Genomic DNA, 18,188 nt, shown 5'->3' on the forward strand with positions numbered 1-18,188 from the left:
GCGGCCGGGCCATCGCTTCGTCTCTTGCTTGTGGGTTTGCCAGGCACCATCTTAGCACGCCATGAGCGACATCCAGGCCCAGCTTTCGGTTCTGAAGCAGACCGCCGATCCCGCCGTTGCGGACGCGATCACACGGTTGATTGAGGCGGGTGAAGATCACGAACTCAACCGTATCAATGCCCTGGAGTTCTCGGCGCGCGCCGGTCTCGATGAAGAACGGGTTATTTCCGGGTTCCTGCATGCTGCACGGATCGGCTTGTTCGATCTGACCTGGAACGTACTCTGTCCTGGCTGCAGCGGCGTGCTGGATGCTCACGCCACGCTGAAATCTCTCCGCCATGACGATTACCATTGCGGACTATGCGCTTGCGGCTACGAGCCTTCCATCGACGAGCAGGTCGAAGTTGCTTTCACCGTGAGCTCCAAGGTCAGGAGCATCGCCGCTCACGATCCGAACACGCTGCCGCTCTGGGAGTATTACAAGCAGGTCTTCTGGAGTTCCGGGATCGACCTCGACCGGGAGACTTTTGCCTCGCTCAGCGAAGAAGTGACGCTTGATGCGCTCGAGCTGCCAGCCGGTGAAAAGGCCGTGCTCTCGCTGCAGCTCCCATCCGATTTCATCATCATCTTCGAACCGGTGACGCATTCTGCGCATTTCATCGACGTTCAGGGCGAGCCCACCAGGGAACGCCAGCAGCTCGGACTACTATTCAACAGGGCGCATCCTCCGACCGGATCGATCACGTTGCGTCCAGGCCCGCTGCGACTGGCGCTCGACAATCAGGCCGGCGTACGGACGCTGCCGACCGTCTTCGTTGCCGGCGATGCGCTCCACCATCTCCTCGGCAAGCGCCGGCCTTTCCTGACCGCCAAGCGCATATTATCCAACCAGACCTTCCGCGACGTGTTCAAGGCGGACAATCTCAACATCGACCAGCGGCTGAAGATCACCTCGCTGACCTTCCTGTTCACCGACCTCAAGAGCTCGACCGCGCTGTATGAGCGCGTCGGCGATCTCGCGGCCTTCGACTTGGTGCGCGCCCATTTCCGCGCGCTGCTGGAGATCATCAACGCCGAGAAGGGCGCGGTGGTGAAGACGATCGGCGACGCCGTGATGGCGACCTTCGTCAAGCCCGAGCATGCGCTCGCCGCCGGCCTGCGCATGCGCGCGGCGATGCAGCGGCTCAATGCCGAGCGCGGCACCGAGGACCTCGTGGTCAAGATCGGCATTCACGAGGGGCCGTGTCTCGCGGTGATGCTGAACGACCGCCAGGACTATTTCGGCCAGACCGTCAACATCGCCGCTCGCGTGCAGAGCCTGTCGACCGCGCAGGAGATCCATCTCACCGCGCCCGTGATCGAGAGCCCCGGCGTTGCCGACATCCTGCGGGGCGCGAAGATCGCGCCAATCCAGAAACAGGCTGCGCTGCGCGGCATCGCCGACCGCATGATGGTGTACGAAATCCCCTGAGCCTTACCGAAATGTCATGCAGTCCGAAGGTCGCAGCGGATTGCCGGCGCAGCGTGGCATTCGCATATAATGAGCAGTCGCCGGCCGGTTTGCGGTCCACTACGGATCTGACAACGAAAGGACGCCATGCTCGAAGGATTGCGCCAATTCATCGCCGACGTCGTTTCGCCGCACGAGACCCCGGCGTTCGACGACAATGGCTATCAGCTCGCGGCGACGGCGCTGCTGATCCACGTCATCTCGCTGGACGGCGAGCCGAGCGAGATCGAACGGCGCAAGCTGCATGGCCTGATCGAGCTGCGCTTCGGGCTCGACCCCGGCAGCGCCGACCGGCTGATCGCCCAGGCCATGCTGGCGGAGGGCGACGCTGTCGATCTCTATCGCTTCACCAGCGTGATCATGCGCGAGGTCGACGAAGCCGGCCGCCTGCGCATCGTGGAGATGATGTGGGAGCTGGTCTTTGCCGACGGCAAGGTGACGGAGTTCGAGGACAATGTGGTCTGGCGCGCCTCCGAGCTGCTCGGCATCTCCACGCATGACCGCGTCGACCTCAAGCACCGGGTGGCGTCGCGGAAGTCCGGCGCCCCTGCGTGAACCGCCTGGCTCCGGGCGGAACCGACTTCATGCGGAGATGAACAAACTTTAATTTTGTTTCCGGACCCCCCCATTCATGTAAACCCATGTGAATCTGAGGCTATTGCCGCAATCCCGCGCAAGGCCATGAAGCACGGTGTCTTGCATGTTCCCGTCCCGCTATGCTCTCGTCCGCCGCGATTGGATGATGTGCGGATTGTGATCGAAGAGCAGGATCGTGGGTGAACGTGTCACGCTCGTAACAGGTGCCTCGGCCGGGATCGGCAGCGAGTTGGCGCGCGTATTTGCCGCGAACGGGCACCGGCTCGCATTGACGGCCCGGCGCGAAGACCGGCTCGCGGCGCTGGCCCAGGAGATCGCCGCCAAGGGCGGCCCGGCGCCGCTGGTGATCCCCTGTGACCTCACCTCCTCCGACGCCGGCGCGACCATCGAGGCTGCGCTGTCGGCTGCCGGCCTGGAGCTGGAATATCTCGTCAACAACGCCGGCTTCGGCCTGTTCGGCAAGGCGGTACAGCTCGACCGCGCCGAGCAGCTCGACATGATTTCCGTGAACGTTCGCGCCCTGACCGAGCTGTCGCTGCGCTTTTCCGAGCAGCTGATCCGCAACAAGGGCGGCATCCTCAATCTGGGCTCTGTGGCCGGGTTCCTGCCGGGTCCCGGCATGGCCGTCTATTACGCCTCCAAGGCGTATGTGATCTCGTTCACCGAGGCGCTGCGCAAGGAGCTGGCGCCGCATGGCGTCCGGGTCACGGTGCTATGTCCCGGTCCGGTGCCGTCGGAATTCCAGGACCGCGCCGGCTTCAAGCCGGGCGTGGATTCGGTGATCCTCAACGTCTCGCCCAAGGCGGTGGCGGAAGCGGGCTATCGCGGCTTGATGGCCGACAAGCGCGTGGTGCTGCCCGGGCTCGGCATCAAGATCGTGCCGTTCATGCTGCGCTGGTTCCCGCGTGGCTTCATCCTCGCCGCGGTCGGCCGGCTGCAGCTGAAGCGGACCTGATCGCGCTGGCCCGGCGCTTGCTTTGGAATGTGCGCTCGCTCACGCGCCGTTAACCTTTGCTTAGCTATGATCGCCAGGTGATGCTCAGGCAAGACCCTTCGCTCCATCCGAACGGGCCCCAGGCCGACGTTCGGCAGCTCCATCCGAAGCCGGCCATGGCGGCTGCGCCGCAGCGGCCCGTCCTCATCATCCTGCACCAGGAAACGTCGAGCCCCGGCCGGGTCGGCAATGCGCTGCGCGCCCGCGGCTATCCGCTCGACATCCGCCGGCCGCGGTTCGGCGATCCGCTGCCGGAGACGCTCGATGGGCATGCGGGTGCCGTAATTTTCGGCGGTCCGATGAGCGCGAACGATCCGGACGACTTCGTCCGCCGCGAGATCGACTGGATCGAGGTGCCGCTGCGGGAGCAGCGTCCGTTTCTCGGGATCTGCCTGGGCGCGCAGATGCTGGCGATCCAGCTCGGCGCCCCGGTTGCGCCGCATCCAGAGGGGCGCGCCGAGATCGGCTATTATCCGATCCGCCCGACCCGGGCCGGGCGCAAGCTGTGCCCGCATTGGCCCGATCACGTCTATCACTGGCACCGCGAGGGCTTCGATCTGCCCGATGGCGCCGAGCTGCTCGCCGAGGGTGGCGACTTTCCGGTGCAGGCCTATCAATACCAGAACGCGACCGGGCTACAGTTCCACCCCGACGTGACCTACGCGATGATGTGCCGCTGGACCACGCGCGGTCATGCCCGGCTGGACACGCCCGGCGCCCGTCTGCGCCACCATCATTTCGAGGGCCGCGCCGTGCACGATGCGGCCGAGCGGGCGTGGCTGGCGCAGTTTCTGGATGGCTGGCTGATGCGCGAGCCGGTGGCGGCGATGGCCGAGGCGGCGGAGTAGGACGGGCGTCCTGGTCAGTCCAGTGGCTTGGAATGTTCAGACTTCAGCCCGGCTTCGCCAAGAGGCTACGCCGGGCACCACGCTTCGCCTTTCAGGCATTGCGTGGCTGCGCTACGCGTAGCCTGAAAGGCGAAGCGTGGTGGAGCCAGGCGGGATCGAACCGCCGACCTCGTCATTGCGAACGACGCGCTCTCCCAGCTGAGCTATGGCCCCGTAACACGACCGCCTCGATGTTGGGAAAAGGCAGCCGGCAGATCGGGCGCCATTTACAGTGGGTGCCGAGGTCAAGTCAAGAACGGTCACATCGCCCGTTAGCCTTGACGGGCACCGTCCCTTGTTTGCGCGGGAGGGAACAGATATCTAACCGGGTGATATCTCGTTCCAGGAACCCCGGATGATACGCCTCTTAGACTTCGTTGACTGGCTTCTCGGCCTGTACGTGTTCATCCTGGTCGTTGCGGCAATCATGTCCTGGCTGGTCGCGTTCAGCGTCATCAACGTCCGGAACGACTTGGTCCGACAGGTGCTTTACACGCTTGATGCTCTGACAGAGCCCGCGCTCCGACAGATTCGGCGCTTCGTGCCTCCTGCCGGAGCGCTGGACCTTTCGTTTCTCGTTCTCTTCATCCTCATCCAGTTCATCCGGTTCGTGATCATCCCGGCGCTTCAGGGTCTGTTTGTCTAGCGCCTGCGCGCACTGACGTAGACGCGCGGGATTCAAGGGTGCTGCTTGCGTCAACTCAGGTCTGCTGCTGATTCGGATCGAGGGTCCCTATCGATGGTCCCTTGGCGATGTTCGAAGGGCGGCGTCACCCTCGCATTGCGGGTGACCCCACGCGGCGGCCGGGACGCCTTCGATGGCGTCGAGACGCTGTCCGACGGCCGCGATGTGCTGAAGGTCCGGGTGCGCGCGATCGCCGATGGCGGCGAGGCGAATCGCGCGGTAACAGAGCTGCTGGCCAAGGCGATCGGCGTCACCAAGGCCTCGGTGCGAATCACCTCTGGCACCACCTCACGGCTGAAACAGGTCGCCATCGACGGCGATCCGTCCGCGCTCGATCAGGCCTTGCGCGACCTCCTTGCAGCCCATAAGCCGACCGGGAAACAACGATAATAGACGCAAGAAGCGCGAGCCGAGGCCTTTCGGCTTCGGAAGCGGCGATCTTCACCCTCCCCTGGAGGGGGAGGGTCGCCTCACGGTGAGCGAAGCGAGCGTGAGGCGGGGTGGGGTGATCTCTCCACCGGTACCGGCATCCGTGGCTTCACCCCACCCGGCTCGCCCGCTTCGCGTGCGATCGACCCTCCCCCTCCAGGGGAGGGTGGGAGCACGCGGCCAGCGTCTTGCTCGATGAACAGCCTTTGAACCGAGGATAGAGCAAAATGACCGCGCGCATCATCGACGGAAAGATCATTGCAGCCGACCTGCGCGCGCAGGTCGCCCGTGAGGTCGAGCGGGTCAAGCGCGACCATGGCCTGACACCAGGCCTCGCCGTGGTGCTGGTCGGCAACGATCCGGCGTCCGAGGTCTATGTCCGCAGCAAGCATACCCAGACCCAGGCGGCCGGCATGGCCTCGTTCGAACACAAGCTGCCGGCCGACGTGTCGCAGGACGAGCTGCTGGCCTTGATCGGCAAGCTCAACCGCGATCCCGCCGTACACGGCATCCTGGTGCAGCTGCCGCTGCCGAAGGGGCTGGAGACCGAAGTCGTGATCAATGCGATCGATCCGGCCAAGGACGTCGACGGGCTGCATCCGCACAATGCCGGCCGTCTCGCCGGCGGCCAGCCGGCGCTGGCGCCGTGCACGCCGCTCGGCTGCATCATCCTCAGCAAGACCGTGCATGGCTCGCTGGAGGGCATGAACGCGATCGTGATCGGCCGCTCGAACCTGGTCGGCCGTCCGCTGGTCCAGCTCCTGCTGAACGAGAACGCCACGGTGACGATCGCGCATTCGCGCTCGCGCGACCTGCCGGCGCTGACCGCGCGCGCCGATCTGGTCTACGCCGCCGTGGGCCGCCCGGAGATGGTGAAGCGCGACTGGATCAAGCCGGGCGCGACCGTGATCGACGTCGGCATCAACCGTATCCCGACGGCGGAGGGGAAGACGAAGCTGGTCGGCGACGTCGCCTATGCCGAGGTGGCGGAGGTCGCCGGCGCGATCACGCCGGTGCCCGGCGGCGTCGGCCAGATGACGGTGGCCTGCCTTCTGGTGAACACGCTGCGCGCCGCCTGCGCGATCGCCGGGCTGCCGAAGCCGGCCGTCTAGGCCTTAGCCCGCGGCGGCTTCCAGCAGCCGCCGATAGAAGCGGATCATGTCGGCATAGCCCTCGACCGACAGCCGCTCATTGGTGCCGTGGAAGCGCTTGAGATCCTCCGTCGTCGCGCGCAGCGGCGAGAAGCGGAAGATGCTGTCGGCAATGCCCGCATAGTGGCTCGAATCGGTGCCGGCGACCATCAGGCCGGGCGCCACCACCGCGTCGCTGAAGATCTCGCGAATGGTCCGGTTCACGAGCTGATAGGACGGTCCGGCGGTCGAGGTGACCGGCGGGGGCTCGCGGTTGCCGCGCAAGGACGTGATCGAGATGCGGTCGTTGGCCACGGTCTGCCTGACGTGGTCGATGATGCCCGCCTCGGTGTCCCCCGGCAGCAGCCGGAAATTCACGGTGGCGGAGGCGTTGCCCGGCAGCACGTTGTCCTTGTCGCCCGCGTTGAAGATGGTCAGCGCGGTCGTCGTACGGACCATCGCTTCGGCCGGACCGCTCTTGGCGAACTCGCCGAACAGCAGCGGTTTGATCAGCCAGAGATTGGACAGCACGGCGCGGTTGATGCCGCTCATTTCCGGCGCCAGCGTATCGAACATCTCGCCGACCGTGCCGTCGATGCGCATCGGCAGCCGGTTGGCCTCGAGCTTCGCCAGCGCCGCACTCATCATGCCGATCGCGGTGTCCCGCGGCGGCATCGAGGAATGCCCCGGGGTGGCCCTGGCCGTCAGCACCAGGCTCGCATAGCCCTTCTCGGCAACACCGACCAGTGCCGCCGGCTTGTCGAGGCCCCTGATGCCGCCCTCCGAGATCAGCAGGCCCTCATCGATGACGAAGTCCAGCCGGACGTTGCGGGCGGCGAGGACGGCCGAGATGGCCTTGGCCCCCCGGGTGCCGCCGACCTCCTCGTCGTGACCGAAGGCGAAATAGATCGTGCGCTTCGGCTTGAAGCCGGCCTTGATCAGCGCCTCGGCCGCCTCCAGTATCGCGTACAGATTGCCCTTGTCGTCCCAGGCGCCGCGGCCCCAGACGAAGCCGTCTTTGACGACGCCGGCAAACGGCGGCACGGCCCAGTCGGGCTCGGTGCCCGGCGCGACCGGCACCACATCCTGATGGGCCAGCAGCGCTATCGGCTTGGCCGCCGCATCCGAGCCTTTCCACAGGTACAGCAGGCTGTGCCCGGCCACGACCTCCTGTGTCGCGGCCACATGAAAGGCCGGGAAGCTCGCCTCGATATGGGCCTTGAGCGCCGCGAAGGCATCGGCATTCAGCTCGGGATCGTCGGAGCTCGAAATCGTGCGAAAACGAACCGCCGCCGCGAGCCGCTGCGCCGCGGCCTCGGCATCGATGCTGATCTTCGGCAGCGCCGCGACATCGAGCTGCCGGGAGCCATGGCGAAACATGTTGACCAGCACGACCGCGACGAGCGCCGCGCCTGCCGCCAGGATGAGAAGACCAAGGTATCGAAGGGACCTGAGCAGGCGGCGCATTGCAGAACGCTCCAAGACGAGACGGCGCCGCAGATCCTATCTGCGACGCCGTGAAACTGCTCGGAGCAGACTCGAAAGTCCATCGCCTGGAGCCGCGAAGCGCTGCGTTTGGAGCTTCCGCGCGCCCTACTTCTTCGCGGCCTTGGCGCGCGCGATGCCCTCGGCGATCAGCTGATGGGCGTCGTCGGCGTTGCCCCAGCGCAGCACCTTGACCCACTTGCCGGGCTCGAGATCCTTGTAGTGCTCGTAGAAGTGCCGGATCTGCTGCAGCGTGATGTCCGGCAGGTCCGAATAGGTGCGGACCTTGTCGTAGCGCTGGGTCAGCTTCGACGACGGCACCGCGATGATCTTCTCATCGCCGCCAGCCTCGTCCTCCATCAGCAGCACGCCGACCGGGCGCACGCTCATGACCGCGCCGGGCACGATCGCACGCGTATTGGCGACCAGCACGTCGCAGGGGTCGCCGTCATTGGACAGCGTGTGCGGGATGAAGCCGTAATTGCCGGGGTAGCGCATCGCCGTATAGAGGAAGCGGTCGACGAACAGCGTGCCGGCTTCCTTGTCGAGCTCGTACTTGATCGGCTCGCCGCCGACCGGCACTTCGATGACGACGTTGACCTCGCGCGGCGGATCTTTCCCGATCGGGATGGCGTCGATGCGCATGGATGCTCCGTAGAACTTGAACGTTTGAGAACTTGAACGTTGAGGGTCGGACGCTCGACAGGCGAGCGCTGGCATTCGCAGTCGCAAAAAAAACGCGGCTGCGCAACAGCTACCTCAAGCCAACACTTTCAGTTCAATTCCAGTTCAATTCGCTGGCGCGTTAACGTTTAACGCGCCCGGAGCACGGCCGGCCCAGGCTCAGTTGGTCCAGGCAAAGGCAACCTTGTCGAGCGACTTCGGCCCGAAGCGCTCCGACGACCGCGCGACCATCCGGCCGCCCAAGGCGCGGTAGAACTCGGTGGCGGGATCGTTGTCGGACAACGCCCACACCACCATGCTCTTCAGGCCGCTCTGCGCGAGGTCGCGCTTGGCGGACTGGAAGAGCCGGCGACCGAACCCCAGCCCCTGAAATTCCGGTCGCAGATAAAGCTCGTAGACTTCACCGTCGAAGTGCAGGCTGCGGGCGCGATTGCGGCCGTAATTCGCATAGCCTGCGACCTTGTCGTTGAACACCAGCACGCTGACGCGGCTGCCTTTGCGGATCGCGCTGTCCCACCATTGGGGGCCGCGCCGGTTGATCAGCTTCTCCAGCTCTGCGCCAGGGATGATCCCCTGGTAGGCGGAACGCCAGGCTTCATCATGGGCTGACGCCACCGCAGCCGCATCTGCAGCCTTGGCCGGACGGACTTCGATCAGGGTTGTGCTCATGAGCGGATCAAAGCAAGTCGGCGGTCCGCCTTCAAGGTGCCACGTTAAAGATCGGTTAACCTGTGGACTTTCGGCATCACCGTGGCGGAAAGCTGTGCCGAAAAGGGACAATTTCGCAACATTGTTGGGGGTCGACGGTGCCCTGTCACCGCAGCCTCACGCCGCGTAGGAAAAATCGCATCGGACGGGCCGCGGCCTCGGCTAGTGTGGCGCAGGCTCAACATCCTCCCGTTCGGCTGAATGGTGCTGCTTCGCTGCGTCTCATGGTTGCTCGCGCTGGTCGTCCTGTCGGTCGCAGCCGGCGCAACGGCACAGCCGTTCGGTCCCGCGTCGCCCGAAGCCGAGCCGGCGCGCCGGCAGCAATGGCTGATTCCGTCGATCGAGACCGAAATTCCCGCGCATGCGATCCTCTATCGGCCTGCTGGCGGTGGACCGTTTCCGCTGGCGGTGATCGCGCATGCCTCGACGCAGAATCCGCTGTGGCGGGCACAGCTGCCGCAGCCCACCTACACGGCGCTGGCGCGTCTCCTGGTCGGGCGGGGCTATGCCGTGCTGGTCCCGGAGCGGCTCGGGCACGGCCGCACCGGCGGTCCCTATGTCGAAGACCAGGGCGGCTGCGCCGACGCGGACTACGAGAAAGCGGGACGCGCGACCGCGGCGCAGATTTCGCGCGCGCTTGCCTACATGCGCGAGCAGCCGTTCGCGGCGAAGGGCGGCGCCGTCATCGTCGGCCATTCGGCCGGCGGCTGGGGCGCGCTGGCACTCGCCGATCAACCGCCGCAGATCGTCTCGGCAATCATCGTGTTCGCGCCCGGCCGTGGCGGCCATGCCGACGACATGCCAGGGCGCGTCTGTGCAGAGGCGCGCCTGCTTGATACGGCCCGCGCGTTCGGACGCGGCGCGCGCGTGCCGGTCACGTGGCTGGTCGCGGCCAATGACAGCTACTTTCCACCGCCGCTTTCGCGTCGGCTTGCGGAGGCCTTCGGCTTGGCCGGAGGCCAGGCGGACTTCAAGCTGTTGCCAGCGTCCGGCGAGGAGGGGCATTGGATGATCGAGCACGACGACGGCGTGGCACTGGCGGCGGATTTGCTGTCGCGGGCGCTGACAACGACACGTCGATCGACGCATCCGATGCCGCCGAACTAGCAGGACACGATGACGCTGTATTTCCTGGTCAAATATCTCCACGTGCTCGGCGCCATCGTCATTCTCGGCACCGGCACGGGGATCGCATTCTTCATGCTGATGGCGCATCTGAGCGGCGAGGCCGCGTTCATCGCGCGCACCGCAGGCGTCGTCGTCATTGCCGACATGCTGTTCACGCTCTCGGCGGTGCTGCTGCAACCGGTCACCGGCGGCACGTTGATGTGGCTGTCGTCCACGGCCGTGAGCGAACGCTGGCTGCTCACCTCGCTCGCACTCTACGCCGTCGCCGGCCTGTTCTGGGTCCCCGTGATCTTCATGCAGATCGAACTGCGCGACCTCGCCCGTGCTGCTGATATCAGCGCACAGGCGCTGCCGCCGCGCTACTTCATCGTCTTCCGCCGCTGGTTCCTGTGCGGCATCCCCGGTTTCGGCGCGGTCATGGCCATTCTCTGGCTGATGATCGCAAAGCCGTTCTGACGAGACGCGCATGATCACGTCGACCACCCCCCGCATCCTCGTGCTTGGCGCCTCCGGCCTGATCGGACGCTTCATCACCGACGATCTGCGCCGACGTCGCTGTGCGACGGTCGGCGTCGCGCGCGCGTTCTCGCCATCGCAACGCGCGTCGCCGTTCGACATCGAGCTGCCGATCATGGCGCTCGACGCGCCGGCTTTGGCGAGTCTGATCCGCGCCCACGAGATCGATGTCGTCGTCAACTGCCTCGGCGTGCTGCAGGATGGTCCGGGCAGCGATACCGCTGCCGTGCATCGTGAGTTCGTCGCGCGCCTACTCGCAGCGATCACGGCCTGCGGCCGTCGCGTGCGCTTCATCCACATCTCGATCCCCGGCGCGGCCGATCAGGATCGCACCGCCTTCGCCACCACCAAGCGCGAGGCGGAGCAGTTGATTGCATCCTCAGACATTCCCTACGCCATCCTGCGCCCGGGCTTCGTGATCGCGCCATCGGCCTATGGCGGCAGCGCGATGGTCCGCGCGCTCGCGGCGCTTCCGGTCGACCTGCCGGCGAGGGATGCGGCGACGCCGTTCCAGCCGGTGGCGGTGGCGGACATCGCCGCGACCATCGCCTGGCTCGCGATGCGGCCGATCGATGACGAGGCGACGCGCGCGGTGAGCTGGGACCTGATGCAGCCCGAGGCGGTGACGCTTGGCGACGTCGTCGATGCGTTTCGGCGCAGTTTCGGCACGACGGATTGGCCGCGCGTTGCCGCGCCCGCACCACTGATCAATCTCGGCGCTTTCGCCGGTGACCTCTGCAGCCGGCTCGGCTGGATGCCGCCGATGCGCACCACCGCGATCGCCGAGCTTCGCCGCGGGGTGCACGGCGATCCCGCACCATGGGTCGCGGCAACCGGCATCACACCCACGACGCTGGACGCCGTCGGCGTGCGTGGCGCCACCATTCAGGACAAATGGTTCGCGCGGCTGTTCCTGATCAAGGCACTGATCATCGCGAGCCTCGTGCTGTTCTGGGTCACATCGGGGTCGATTGCACTGTTCGTCTCGTTCCCGGCGACCACGGCGGTCCTGACCACGCGCGGCTGGCCGGAAGGCTTTGCGATTCCGTTCGCGGCGATCACCAGCATGATGGACATTTCGGTCGGCCTATTGATCGCGTTCCGCAGAACCGCAACATTCGGGCTCGCCGCCGGCATCCTCGTCTCGCTCGGCTACATGCTCGGCTGCGCGATCCTCACGCCCGATCTCTGGCTCGAGCCGCTCGGCGCCCTGGTGAAGACGGGACCTGCGATCGTGCTGATGCTGGTCGCGCTGCTCATGATGGACAATCGCTGATGACCAACTGGCCCGACGATGACGTGATCCTCTACGACGGCGTCTGCGTGTTCTGCTCCCGCTGGGTGCAGTTCGTGATCGCGCGCGACACCGCCAGGCGCTTCCGCTTCACGCCGATCCAGTCGCCCTACGGCACCCGGCTGGCACAGGCCTTCGGCATCGATCCCCAGGACCCCGACACCAACGCGGTCGTGCATGGCGGCAAGGCGCATCTGAAATCCGATGCTGCGCTGACCGTATTGTCGAACCTGCCGGGCTGGGGCTGGACGCGCGCGCTGCGCGCCATTCCGAAGCCGCTGCGCGATGCGGTCTATGGCGTGGTCGCACGCAACCGCTACCACATCTTCGGCAAATACGAATCCTGCTTCGTGCCGGATGCCGAGCTGCGCAAGCGGGTGCTGGAGTCGTGATCCGGTCGGCGGCGAGATGCGGCAGTGGGCGATTAATCGATTGAATCGAATGATACGTGCGATATAATCTGTTGGATCGATTGTTCACAGCATGAAATTCTCTTCCTCGCACTTGGTTTGGGAGAGATTTCCATGGCTGCCCCCTCGCACGATCTGATCGCCGATGCGCCCGTTGCCATTCATCATCGACCTGCGCACGCGCCCGCGACGCCGGCGGCACCGACGCTGCTGCCCGGGCTCGCGCTGTCCGCGGCGCTCGCGGCCGGCGCCTTCGGGCTGCGCCTGCTGCCGGGCCTCGGCCTGTTCAGCCCGATGATCCTGGCGATCGTGGCAGGGATGGCGCTGCACAACGTGGTCGGCACACCGGCGCGGGCCAAGCCCGGCGTCGCCTTCTCCATGCGTCGCGTACTGCGGCTGGCGATCATCCTGCTGGGCCTGCAACTGACGGCGACGCAGATCGTCGAGGTCGGCGCGCGTGGTCTCGCCGTGATCGCGCTGAGCCTCACCGGCACCTTCCTGTTCACGGTGTGGATGGGACAGCTGCTCGGCGTCAATCGCAAGCTGGCGGAGCTGATCGCCGCGGGCACCTCGATCTGCGGTGCGTCCGCCGTGATCGCGACCAACACGGTCACGCGCGCCCATGACGAGGACGTCGCCTATGCGGTGGCCTGCGTCACGGTGTTCGGCTCGATCGCAATGTTCATCTATCCGCTGCTTCCGGCGCTGCTGCATCTCGACGCGCACGCCTTCGGCCTGTGGAGCGGCGCCTCCATTCACGAGATCGCCCAGGTGGTCGCGGCCGCGTTTCAGCAGGGCCAGCAGGCCGGCGAGTTCGGCACCATCGCCAAGCTCGCCCGCGTGATGCTGCTGGCGCCGGTCGTGCTCACGCTCGGCCTGCTGGCAACGCGGCGTGCGCGCCATGGCGGCGAGACCCGGGGCAATGCGCAGCCGCCACTGCCCTGGTTCGTGTTCGGCTTCATCGCGCTGGTCGGCCTCAACAGCGTGATCAGCATTCCCGCCGAGATGAAGACCGTGATCGTGACGGCGACCACGTTCCTGCTGTCGATGGCGCTGGCCGCGATGGGACTGGAAACGGATTTCGCCAAGCTCAAGGCCAAGGGCCTGCGGCCGCTGGCGCTGGGCCTGCTCGCCTTCCTGTTCATCGCAGGCTTCAGCCTGGCCCTGGTGAAGCTCACCACATAGGACGCTTGTGACGCTCGAACAGCTCAGGATCTTCGTTGCGGTCGCGACCCGCGAGCACGTCACCCAGGCGGCGCGCGACCTCAATTTGACCCAGTCGGCGACATCGGCGGCTGTGGCCGCGCTCGAAGCGCGCTACGAGACCAGGCTGTTCGATCGAGTCGGACGCCGCATCGTGCTCACGGCGACCGGGAAGGCGTTTCTCGTCGAAGCGAAGGCGGTGCTGGCGCGCGCGGCCGCCGCCGAGACCGTGCTGAACGATCTCGCCGGCCTGAAGCGGGGGCAGCTGGCGCTGGCGGCCAGCCAGACCATCGCGGGCTATTGGCTGCCGGCCTTCATTCACCGCTTCAGTGCCGCGCATCCGGCGATCAGGCTGCAGCTGTCGATCGGCAATACCGAGCAGGTCGCGACCCAGGTCCGCGAGGGCTCTGCCGATCTCGGCTTCATCGAGGGCGATGTCGACGATCCCGTGCTCACGGCTCAGCCGGTCGCGGAGGACAACATGGTGCTGGTCGGTCCGATCGATCATCCGCTGTGCCGCGGAAGGTCAGTGACAACCAGCGACCTGAAGACGGCGCGCTGGGTGTTGCGCGAGCAGGGCTCCGGCACGCGCGCCGCGCTCGAAACAGCGCTTGGCCGCTTCGGAATCACTCCGGCCGAGCTCGATGTGGTGTTCGACCTGCCGTCCAACGAGGCCGTGCGCGGCGCCGTCGAAGCCGGCGCCGGCGTCACGGTGCTGTCGCGCCTCGTGGTCATGCGCGCCGTCAAGGCCGGGCTGCTCGCCGTCGCCAACATCGAGCTGCCCAAGCGGCACTTCTACAGCCTGCGCCACAAAGAGCATCACCAGACGCAGGCCGCACGGGAGTTTCTGCGGATGGTGGAGGAGACGTATTGATCGGCACGTCATCGCGAGCGCAGCGAAAGCGACCCGGAAATCCCACCGCGGTGACAGTCTGGACTGCTTCGCTGGGCTCGCAATGACGATCGATGGACTAGCGCCTGGTTAATGACGCCAGAGCTTCCCGCGCCGCGCGCTCGCCGCTGTCACGCGCGCCATGGGCGGTCGAAAAGAAATCCGGGGGCGTCGCCTCGCCGGCGAAGAACAGCCGATCATCAACCGGCGCGGCCAGCACGGCGCGCTTGTCGGCATGTCCGGGCAGTGCATGCGAATAGGCGCCGCGCGCGAACGGGTCGGCGCCCCAGCGGGACTCGGCGAGCGGACGGAGGCTGTTGCGGATGTCGTTGCCGAGCAGGGCCGCGATGTCGTCGATCGCCTGCGCCGCCAAGGCCCCCTCGCCCGCCGCCTCGATGTCGCGGGCGAAGCTGCCGCCATAAAAGCCTTCGATGCAGGGCTGGCCGAACGGGCGCAGCTGGAAGCTGCCGACCCGCGCGGTGTGGCTTCGGCCGCGCATGCCCGAATCCCTCGGCAGGTGCTCCCAGCCGTCGAGCGCCAGCGTCACCTTGTTGTCGAGACCGAGCGGCAGGCCAGCGGCGGCTTCGACCTTGCTCGGCAGGGCCGGCGAAAAGCGGAGCGTTTCGTCGGCCATGAGACTGGTCGGCACGGTGACGATGACCTTGTCGGCCGTCAGCGTGCCCTGTGAGGTCGTCAGGCGGATGCGCGTGTCGCCGTGATCGATCAGGGTCACGTTGCAGCTCATGGCGATCGGCAGGCCCCCGCCATAGGCGGCGACCAGCGCGCCATAGCCGCGGCGAATCCGCCAGTTCAGCTCGGTGTCCTCATAGGCCTCGAAGTCGAGCAGCGACATCTGCGCCAGCTCGCAGCCGTTGAGATAGGTGCAGATCGCGTCGATCATGCCGTTCCAGCGATTGCCGGGCTCGAGGCAGATGCTCGCCGGCGCATCGCGGCCGCTCCTGGCAGCCTCCGCGGTACGCATGAAGAACGCCTCCAGCGCGCGGATGAATTCTTCGCGCTCTTCGCGCGGGAATGCCGCCTCATAGGCCTGATCGCGCCAGGGCGGCCGGCTGGTGTCGATAGTGAAAGCAAGCTGCTCGGCAATGCCGACGAACGAGTTGCGATCAGCCGAATGCAGCCAGCCGCAGCCGAGATCGAAGGTGACATCAGGCGAAGCCATGATGGTGTGAGCGCGGCCGCCGATGCGGTCGCGGGCCTCCAGGACGATGAACGAGACGCCCTTGTCCTGCAGCGCATGTGCCGCGCCGAGGCCCGCGGCACCCGCGCCGATGACGGCGATGTCGATGGAGGATGGGAAAGACATTGGCTCATCCAACTCCGTCGTCATGGCCGGCCTTGTGCCGGGCATCCACGTCGTCCTCGCAAGCCCCAAAACGTGGATGGCCGGGACAAGCCCGGCCATGACGCATTTGAGAATGGAGGGCGGAAATTACGCCACCGCTTCCTTCTGCTTCTCGGCGCGCTTGCGCTCGTTCGGATCGAGATGCTTCTTGCGCAGCCGGATCGACTTCGGCGTGACCTCGACCAGCTCGTCGTCCTCGATATAGGCGAGCGCCTTTTCCAGCGTCATCTTGATCGGCGGCGTCAGACGGACGGCCTCGTCCTTCGACGTGGTGCGGATGTTGGTGAGCTGCTTGCCCTTCAGCACGTTGATCTCGAGATCGTTGTCGCGGGTGTGCTCGCCGACGATCATGCCGCGATAGACCTTCCAGCCCGGCTCGATCATCATCGGGCCGCGGTCCTCCAGCTTGAACATCGCGTAGGCCACCGCCTCGCCCTGGTCATTGGAGATCAAGACGCCGTTGCGGCGGCCGGCGATCTCGCCCTTGAACGGGGCATAGCCGTGGAACAAGCGGTTCATGATCGCGGTGCCGCGGGTGTCCGTGAGCAGCTCGCCCTGATAGCCGATCAGGCCGCGGGTCGGCGCGTAGAACACCAGCCGCAGGCGGTTGCCGCCAGAGGGGCGCATCTCGATCATCTCGGACTTGCGCTCGCTCATCTTCTGCACGACGACGCCGGAATGCTCCTCGTCGACGTCGATCACAACCTCCTCGATCGGCTCCAGCCACGCGCCGGTGGCCTCGTCCTTCTGCAGCACCACGCGCGGACGCGACACCGACAGCTCGAAGCCTTCGCGGCGCATGGTCTCGATCAGGATCGCGAGCTGCAATTCGCCGCGGCCCGACACTTCCATGGCGTCCTTGTCGGCGGATTCGACGACGCGCAGCGCGACATTGCCCTCGGCCTCGCGCAGCAGGCGGTCGCGGATCATGCGGCTCGTGACCTTGTCGCCTTCGGTGCCCGCCAGCGGCGAGTTGTTGACGATGAAGGACATCGACACGGTTGGCGGGTCGATCGGCTGCGCCGGGAGCGGAGTCTCGACCGAGGGATCGCAGAACGTGTCGGCGACGGTGCCCTTGGTCAGGCCCGCGATGGCGACGATGTCACCGGCCTCGGCCTCGTCGAGCGGCACGCGCTCGATGCCGCGGAACGCGAGAATCTTGGAAATACGGCCCTGCTCGACGACCTTGCCCTCGGCGTTCAGCACCTTCACGGCCTGGTTGGGCTTGATGCTGCCCGAGGTGATGCGGCCGGTGATGATGCGACCCAGGAAGTTGTTGGCCTCCAAGATGGTGCCGATCATGCGGAACGGCCCCTCTTCGACCGACGGCGCCGGCACATGGCGCAGCACCAGGTCGAACAGCGGCTGCATCCCGGCGTCCTTCGGACCTTCCGGGCTCTCGGCCATCCAGCCCTGCTTGGCCGAGCCGTACAGGATCGGGAAGTCGAGCTGCTCCTCGGACGCGTCGAGCGCGGCGAACAGGTCGAACACCTCGTTGATGACCTCGGTCGGACGGGCGTCAGGACGGTCGACCTTGTTGATGACGACGATCGGCTTGAGGCCGACCTTGAGCGCCTTGGAGACCACGAACTTGGTCTGCGGCAGCGGGCCCTCGGCGGCGTCGACCAGCACCAGGGCGCCGTCCACCATGTTCAGGATGCGCTCGACCTCGCCGCCGAAATCGGCGTGGCCGGGAGTGTCGACGATGTTGATGCGGGTGTCCTTCCACTGCACCGAGGCGGCCTTGGCCAGGATGGTGATGCCGCGCTCGCGCTCCAGATCGTTCGAGTCCATGGCGCGCTCGGCGACCTTCTGGTTCTCGCGGAAGGTACCCGACTGCTGCAGGAGACGGTCAACCAGGGTGGTCTTGCCGTGGTCGACGTGGGCGATGATGGCGATGTTGCGAAGATTCATGGTCGGTGTCTTCTAAGCTTTCTCAAGAGCTCGTGCTCTGTCCCCGGCGGGGCGCGCGCTTTGTTATAGTCGAATCAAGCTGTTAGCTTTGCGACGCGCGCTCGCGAAACTCGTTCGGCGGCAGGGGCCGGCAGCCCCAAATAGGAAGCCCGGCCAATCGACCGGGCAGACCTCACGCGTTGCGGCGCAATATAGGCAAAAAATGCCAAAAAACAATGACTGCTTTCAGGAACGGGGAGCGGTTTCCGAGCGGCTGGCTAACGCCTCCGCCGCCACGCGCCTCCGGGAGGCGCGGGAGAAGACAAGATCAACCACTCCGACCGGCAATCCCACGAGGACCAGCGCTGACAGCCAACGCG

At 66.1% G+C, this 18,188-nt stretch carries 18 protein-coding genes and 1 tRNA gene; 13 read left to right on the forward strand and 6 right to left on the reverse strand.

The features are described 5' to 3' along the window. Positions 1-61 precede the first annotated feature (61 nt). The 4 genes from QX073_RS15095 to QX073_RS15110 all read left to right on the forward strand — a co-directional run bounded on the left by QX073_RS15095 (position 62) and on the right by QX073_RS15110 (position 3,949). On the forward strand, positions 62-1,471 hold the full coding sequence (locus QX073_RS15095) for an adenylate/guanylate cyclase domain-containing protein (protein WP_315750559.1): 1,410 nt from the start codon (positions 62-64) through the stop codon (positions 1,469-1,471). 126 nt (positions 1,472-1,597) lie between these two features. Beyond that, a complete protein-coding gene (locus QX073_RS15100; protein ID WP_315716731.1) occupies positions 1,598-2,065 on the forward strand; it encodes a TerB family tellurite resistance protein in 468 nt (155 codons plus the stop codon). A 217-nt stretch (positions 2,066-2,282) separates the two neighbouring features. Continuing rightward, positions 2,283-3,062, forward strand: a complete 780-nt coding sequence (locus QX073_RS15105) for an SDR family oxidoreductase (RefSeq protein ID WP_315750558.1) — start codon at positions 2,283-2,285, stop codon at positions 3,060-3,062. 80 nt (positions 3,063-3,142) lie between these two features. Next, the gene (locus QX073_RS15110; protein ID WP_315750557.1) at positions 3,143-3,949 is read left to right on the forward strand and encodes a glutamine amidotransferase; all 807 of its coding nucleotides are present in this window, start codon (positions 3,143-3,145) and stop codon (positions 3,947-3,949) included. 137 nt (positions 3,950-4,086) lie between these two features. On the opposite strand, the gene QX073_RS15115 is transcribed toward QX073_RS15110, so the two are convergent. Further along, positions 4,087-4,162 (reverse strand) — tRNA-Ala (locus QX073_RS15115). Between the two features lie 181 nt (positions 4,163-4,343). Here QX073_RS15115 and QX073_RS15120 point away from each other — a divergent pair. From QX073_RS15120 to folD, 3 genes are all read left to right on the forward strand, one after another. Then, complete coding sequence (locus QX073_RS15120; RefSeq protein ID WP_315740475.1) at positions 4,344-4,634, forward strand: YggT family protein; 291 nt, start codon at positions 4,344-4,346, stop codon at positions 4,632-4,634. 93 nt (positions 4,635-4,727) lie between these two features. Then, positions 4,728-5,063 carry a DUF167 domain-containing protein gene (locus tag QX073_RS15125; protein ID WP_316166434.1) on the forward strand — a complete coding sequence of 112 codons (336 nt, stop codon included), beginning with the start codon at positions 4,728-4,730 and terminating at the stop codon, positions 5,061-5,063. A gap of 266 nt (positions 5,064-5,329) precedes the next feature. Next, entirely contained in the window at positions 5,330-6,214 is an 885-nt protein-coding gene (gene folD, locus QX073_RS15130) for a bifunctional methylenetetrahydrofolate dehydrogenase/methenyltetrahydrofolate cyclohydrolase FolD (RefSeq protein WP_316166433.1), read from the forward strand. Between the two features lie 3 nt (positions 6,215-6,217). Here the strand turns inward: folD and QX073_RS15135 are convergent, their stop codons facing one another. The 3 genes from QX073_RS15135 to QX073_RS15145 form a co-directional block, all read right to left on the reverse strand. Continuing rightward, positions 6,218-7,699: a M20 family peptidase gene (locus QX073_RS15135; protein WP_316166431.1), complete on the reverse strand. Its 1,482-nt coding sequence runs from the start codon at positions 7,697-7,699 to the stop codon at positions 6,218-6,220. 126 nt (positions 7,700-7,825) lie between these two features. After that, the gene (gene ppa, locus QX073_RS15140; protein ID WP_315716738.1) at positions 7,826-8,362 is read right to left on the reverse strand and encodes an inorganic diphosphatase; all 537 of its coding nucleotides are present in this window, start codon (positions 8,360-8,362) and stop codon (positions 7,826-7,828) included. A gap of 198 nt (positions 8,363-8,560) precedes the next feature. Beyond that, positions 8,561-9,070 carry a GNAT family N-acetyltransferase gene (locus tag QX073_RS15145; RefSeq protein WP_006611902.1) on the reverse strand — a complete coding sequence of 170 codons (510 nt, stop codon included), beginning with the start codon at positions 9,068-9,070 and terminating at the stop codon, positions 8,561-8,563. A 240-nt stretch (positions 9,071-9,310) separates the two neighbouring features. On the opposite strand from QX073_RS15145, the gene QX073_RS15150 reads away from it, so the two are divergent. The 6 genes from QX073_RS15150 (at position 9,311) to QX073_RS15175 (ending at position 14,534) form a co-directional block, all read left to right on the forward strand. Then, complete coding sequence (locus QX073_RS15150) at positions 9,311-10,216, forward strand: alpha/beta hydrolase family protein (RefSeq protein WP_316166430.1); 906 nt, start codon at positions 9,311-9,313, stop codon at positions 10,214-10,216. Between the two features lie 9 nt (positions 10,217-10,225). Beyond that, positions 10,226-10,693 (forward strand): DUF2269 domain-containing protein, encoded by a 468-nt coding sequence (locus QX073_RS15155; protein ID WP_316166429.1) that lies wholly within the window; start codon positions 10,226-10,228, stop codon positions 10,691-10,693. A 10-nt stretch (positions 10,694-10,703) separates the two neighbouring features. Beyond that, positions 10,704-12,029, forward strand: coding sequence for an SDR family oxidoreductase (locus tag QX073_RS15160; protein ID WP_316166428.1), 1,326 nt, complete (start codon positions 10,704-10,706; stop codon positions 12,027-12,029). Then, positions 12,029-12,439, forward strand: a complete 411-nt coding sequence (locus tag QX073_RS15165) for a thiol-disulfide oxidoreductase DCC family protein (RefSeq protein WP_315716742.1) — start codon at positions 12,029-12,031, stop codon at positions 12,437-12,439. Before QX073_RS15160 ends, QX073_RS15165 begins: the two co-directional genes overlap by 1 nt. A gap of 132 nt (positions 12,440-12,571) precedes the next feature. Next, a complete protein-coding gene (locus QX073_RS15170; protein WP_409977905.1) occupies positions 12,572-13,642 on the forward strand; it encodes a YeiH family protein in 1,071 nt (356 codons plus the stop codon). A 7-nt stretch (positions 13,643-13,649) separates the two neighbouring features. Next, positions 13,650-14,534, forward strand: a complete 885-nt coding sequence (locus tag QX073_RS15175) for a LysR family transcriptional regulator (RefSeq protein WP_316166427.1) — start codon at positions 13,650-13,652, stop codon at positions 14,532-14,534. A 97-nt stretch (positions 14,535-14,631) separates the two neighbouring features. On the opposite strand, the gene QX073_RS15180 is transcribed toward QX073_RS15175, so the two are convergent. Further along, the gene (locus QX073_RS15180) at positions 14,632-15,876 is read right to left on the reverse strand and encodes an NAD(P)/FAD-dependent oxidoreductase (protein ID WP_316194674.1); all 1,245 of its coding nucleotides are present in this window, start codon (positions 15,874-15,876) and stop codon (positions 14,632-14,634) included. A gap of 126 nt (positions 15,877-16,002) precedes the next feature. Beyond that, positions 16,003-17,829 (reverse strand): translational GTPase TypA, encoded by a 1,827-nt coding sequence (gene typA / locus QX073_RS15185; RefSeq protein ID WP_315716745.1) that lies wholly within the window; start codon positions 17,827-17,829, stop codon positions 16,003-16,005. Positions 17,830-18,188 lie beyond the last annotated feature (359 nt).

The organism is Bradyrhizobium sp. SZCCHNS3052 (assembly GCF_032484495.1).
Taxonomy (GTDB): domain Bacteria; phylum Pseudomonadota; class Alphaproteobacteria; order Rhizobiales; family Xanthobacteraceae; genus Bradyrhizobium.

Bases quoted from the DNA above. Each gene is read 5' to 3' on its own strand.
- QX073_RS15095 (WP_315750559.1), top strand. From the start codon at position 62: ATGAGCGACATCCAGGCCCAGCTTTCGGTTCTGAAGCAGACCGCCGAT.
- QX073_RS15100 (WP_315716731.1), top strand. From the start codon at position 1,598: ATGCTCGAAGGATTGCGCCAATTCATCGCCGACGTCGTTTCGCCGCAC.
- QX073_RS15110 (WP_315750557.1), top strand. From the start codon at position 3,143: ATGCTCAGGCAAGACCCTTCGCTCCATCCGAACGGGCCCCAGGCCGAC.
- QX073_RS15120 (WP_315740475.1), top strand. From the start codon at position 4,344: ATGATACGCCTCTTAGACTTCGTTGACTGGCTTCTCGGCCTGTACGTG.
- QX073_RS15125 (WP_316166434.1), top strand. From the start codon at position 4,728: ATGGTCCCTTGGCGATGTTCGAAGGGCGGCGTCACCCTCGCATTGCGG.
- folD (WP_316166433.1), top strand. From the start codon at position 5,330: ATGACCGCGCGCATCATCGACGGAAAGATCATTGCAGCCGACCTGCGC.
- QX073_RS15135 (WP_316166431.1), bottom strand. From the start codon at position 7,699: ATGCGCCGCCTGCTCAGGTCCCTTCGATACCTTGGTCTTCTCATCCTG.
- ppa (WP_315716738.1), bottom strand. From the start codon at position 8,362: ATGCGCATCGACGCCATCCCGATCGGGAAAGATCCGCCGCGCGAGGTC.
- QX073_RS15145 (WP_006611902.1), bottom strand. From the start codon at position 9,070: ATGAGCACAACCCTGATCGAAGTCCGTCCGGCCAAGGCTGCAGATGCG.
- QX073_RS15150 (WP_316166430.1), top strand. From the start codon at position 9,311: ATGGTGCTGCTTCGCTGCGTCTCATGGTTGCTCGCGCTGGTCGTCCTG.
- QX073_RS15155 (WP_316166429.1), top strand. From the start codon at position 10,226: ATGACGCTGTATTTCCTGGTCAAATATCTCCACGTGCTCGGCGCCATC.
- QX073_RS15160 (WP_316166428.1), top strand. From the start codon at position 10,704: ATGATCACGTCGACCACCCCCCGCATCCTCGTGCTTGGCGCCTCCGGC.
- QX073_RS15165 (WP_315716742.1), top strand. From the start codon at position 12,029: ATGACCAACTGGCCCGACGATGACGTGATCCTCTACGACGGCGTCTGC.
- QX073_RS15170 (WP_409977905.1), top strand. From the start codon at position 12,572: ATGGCTGCCCCCTCGCACGATCTGATCGCCGATGCGCCCGTTGCCATT.
- QX073_RS15180 (WP_316194674.1), bottom strand. From the start codon at position 15,876: ATGTCTTTCCCATCCTCCATCGACATCGCCGTCATCGGCGCGGGTGCC.
- typA (WP_315716745.1), bottom strand. From the start codon at position 17,829: ATGAATCTTCGCAACATCGCCATCATCGCCCACGTCGACCACGGCAAG.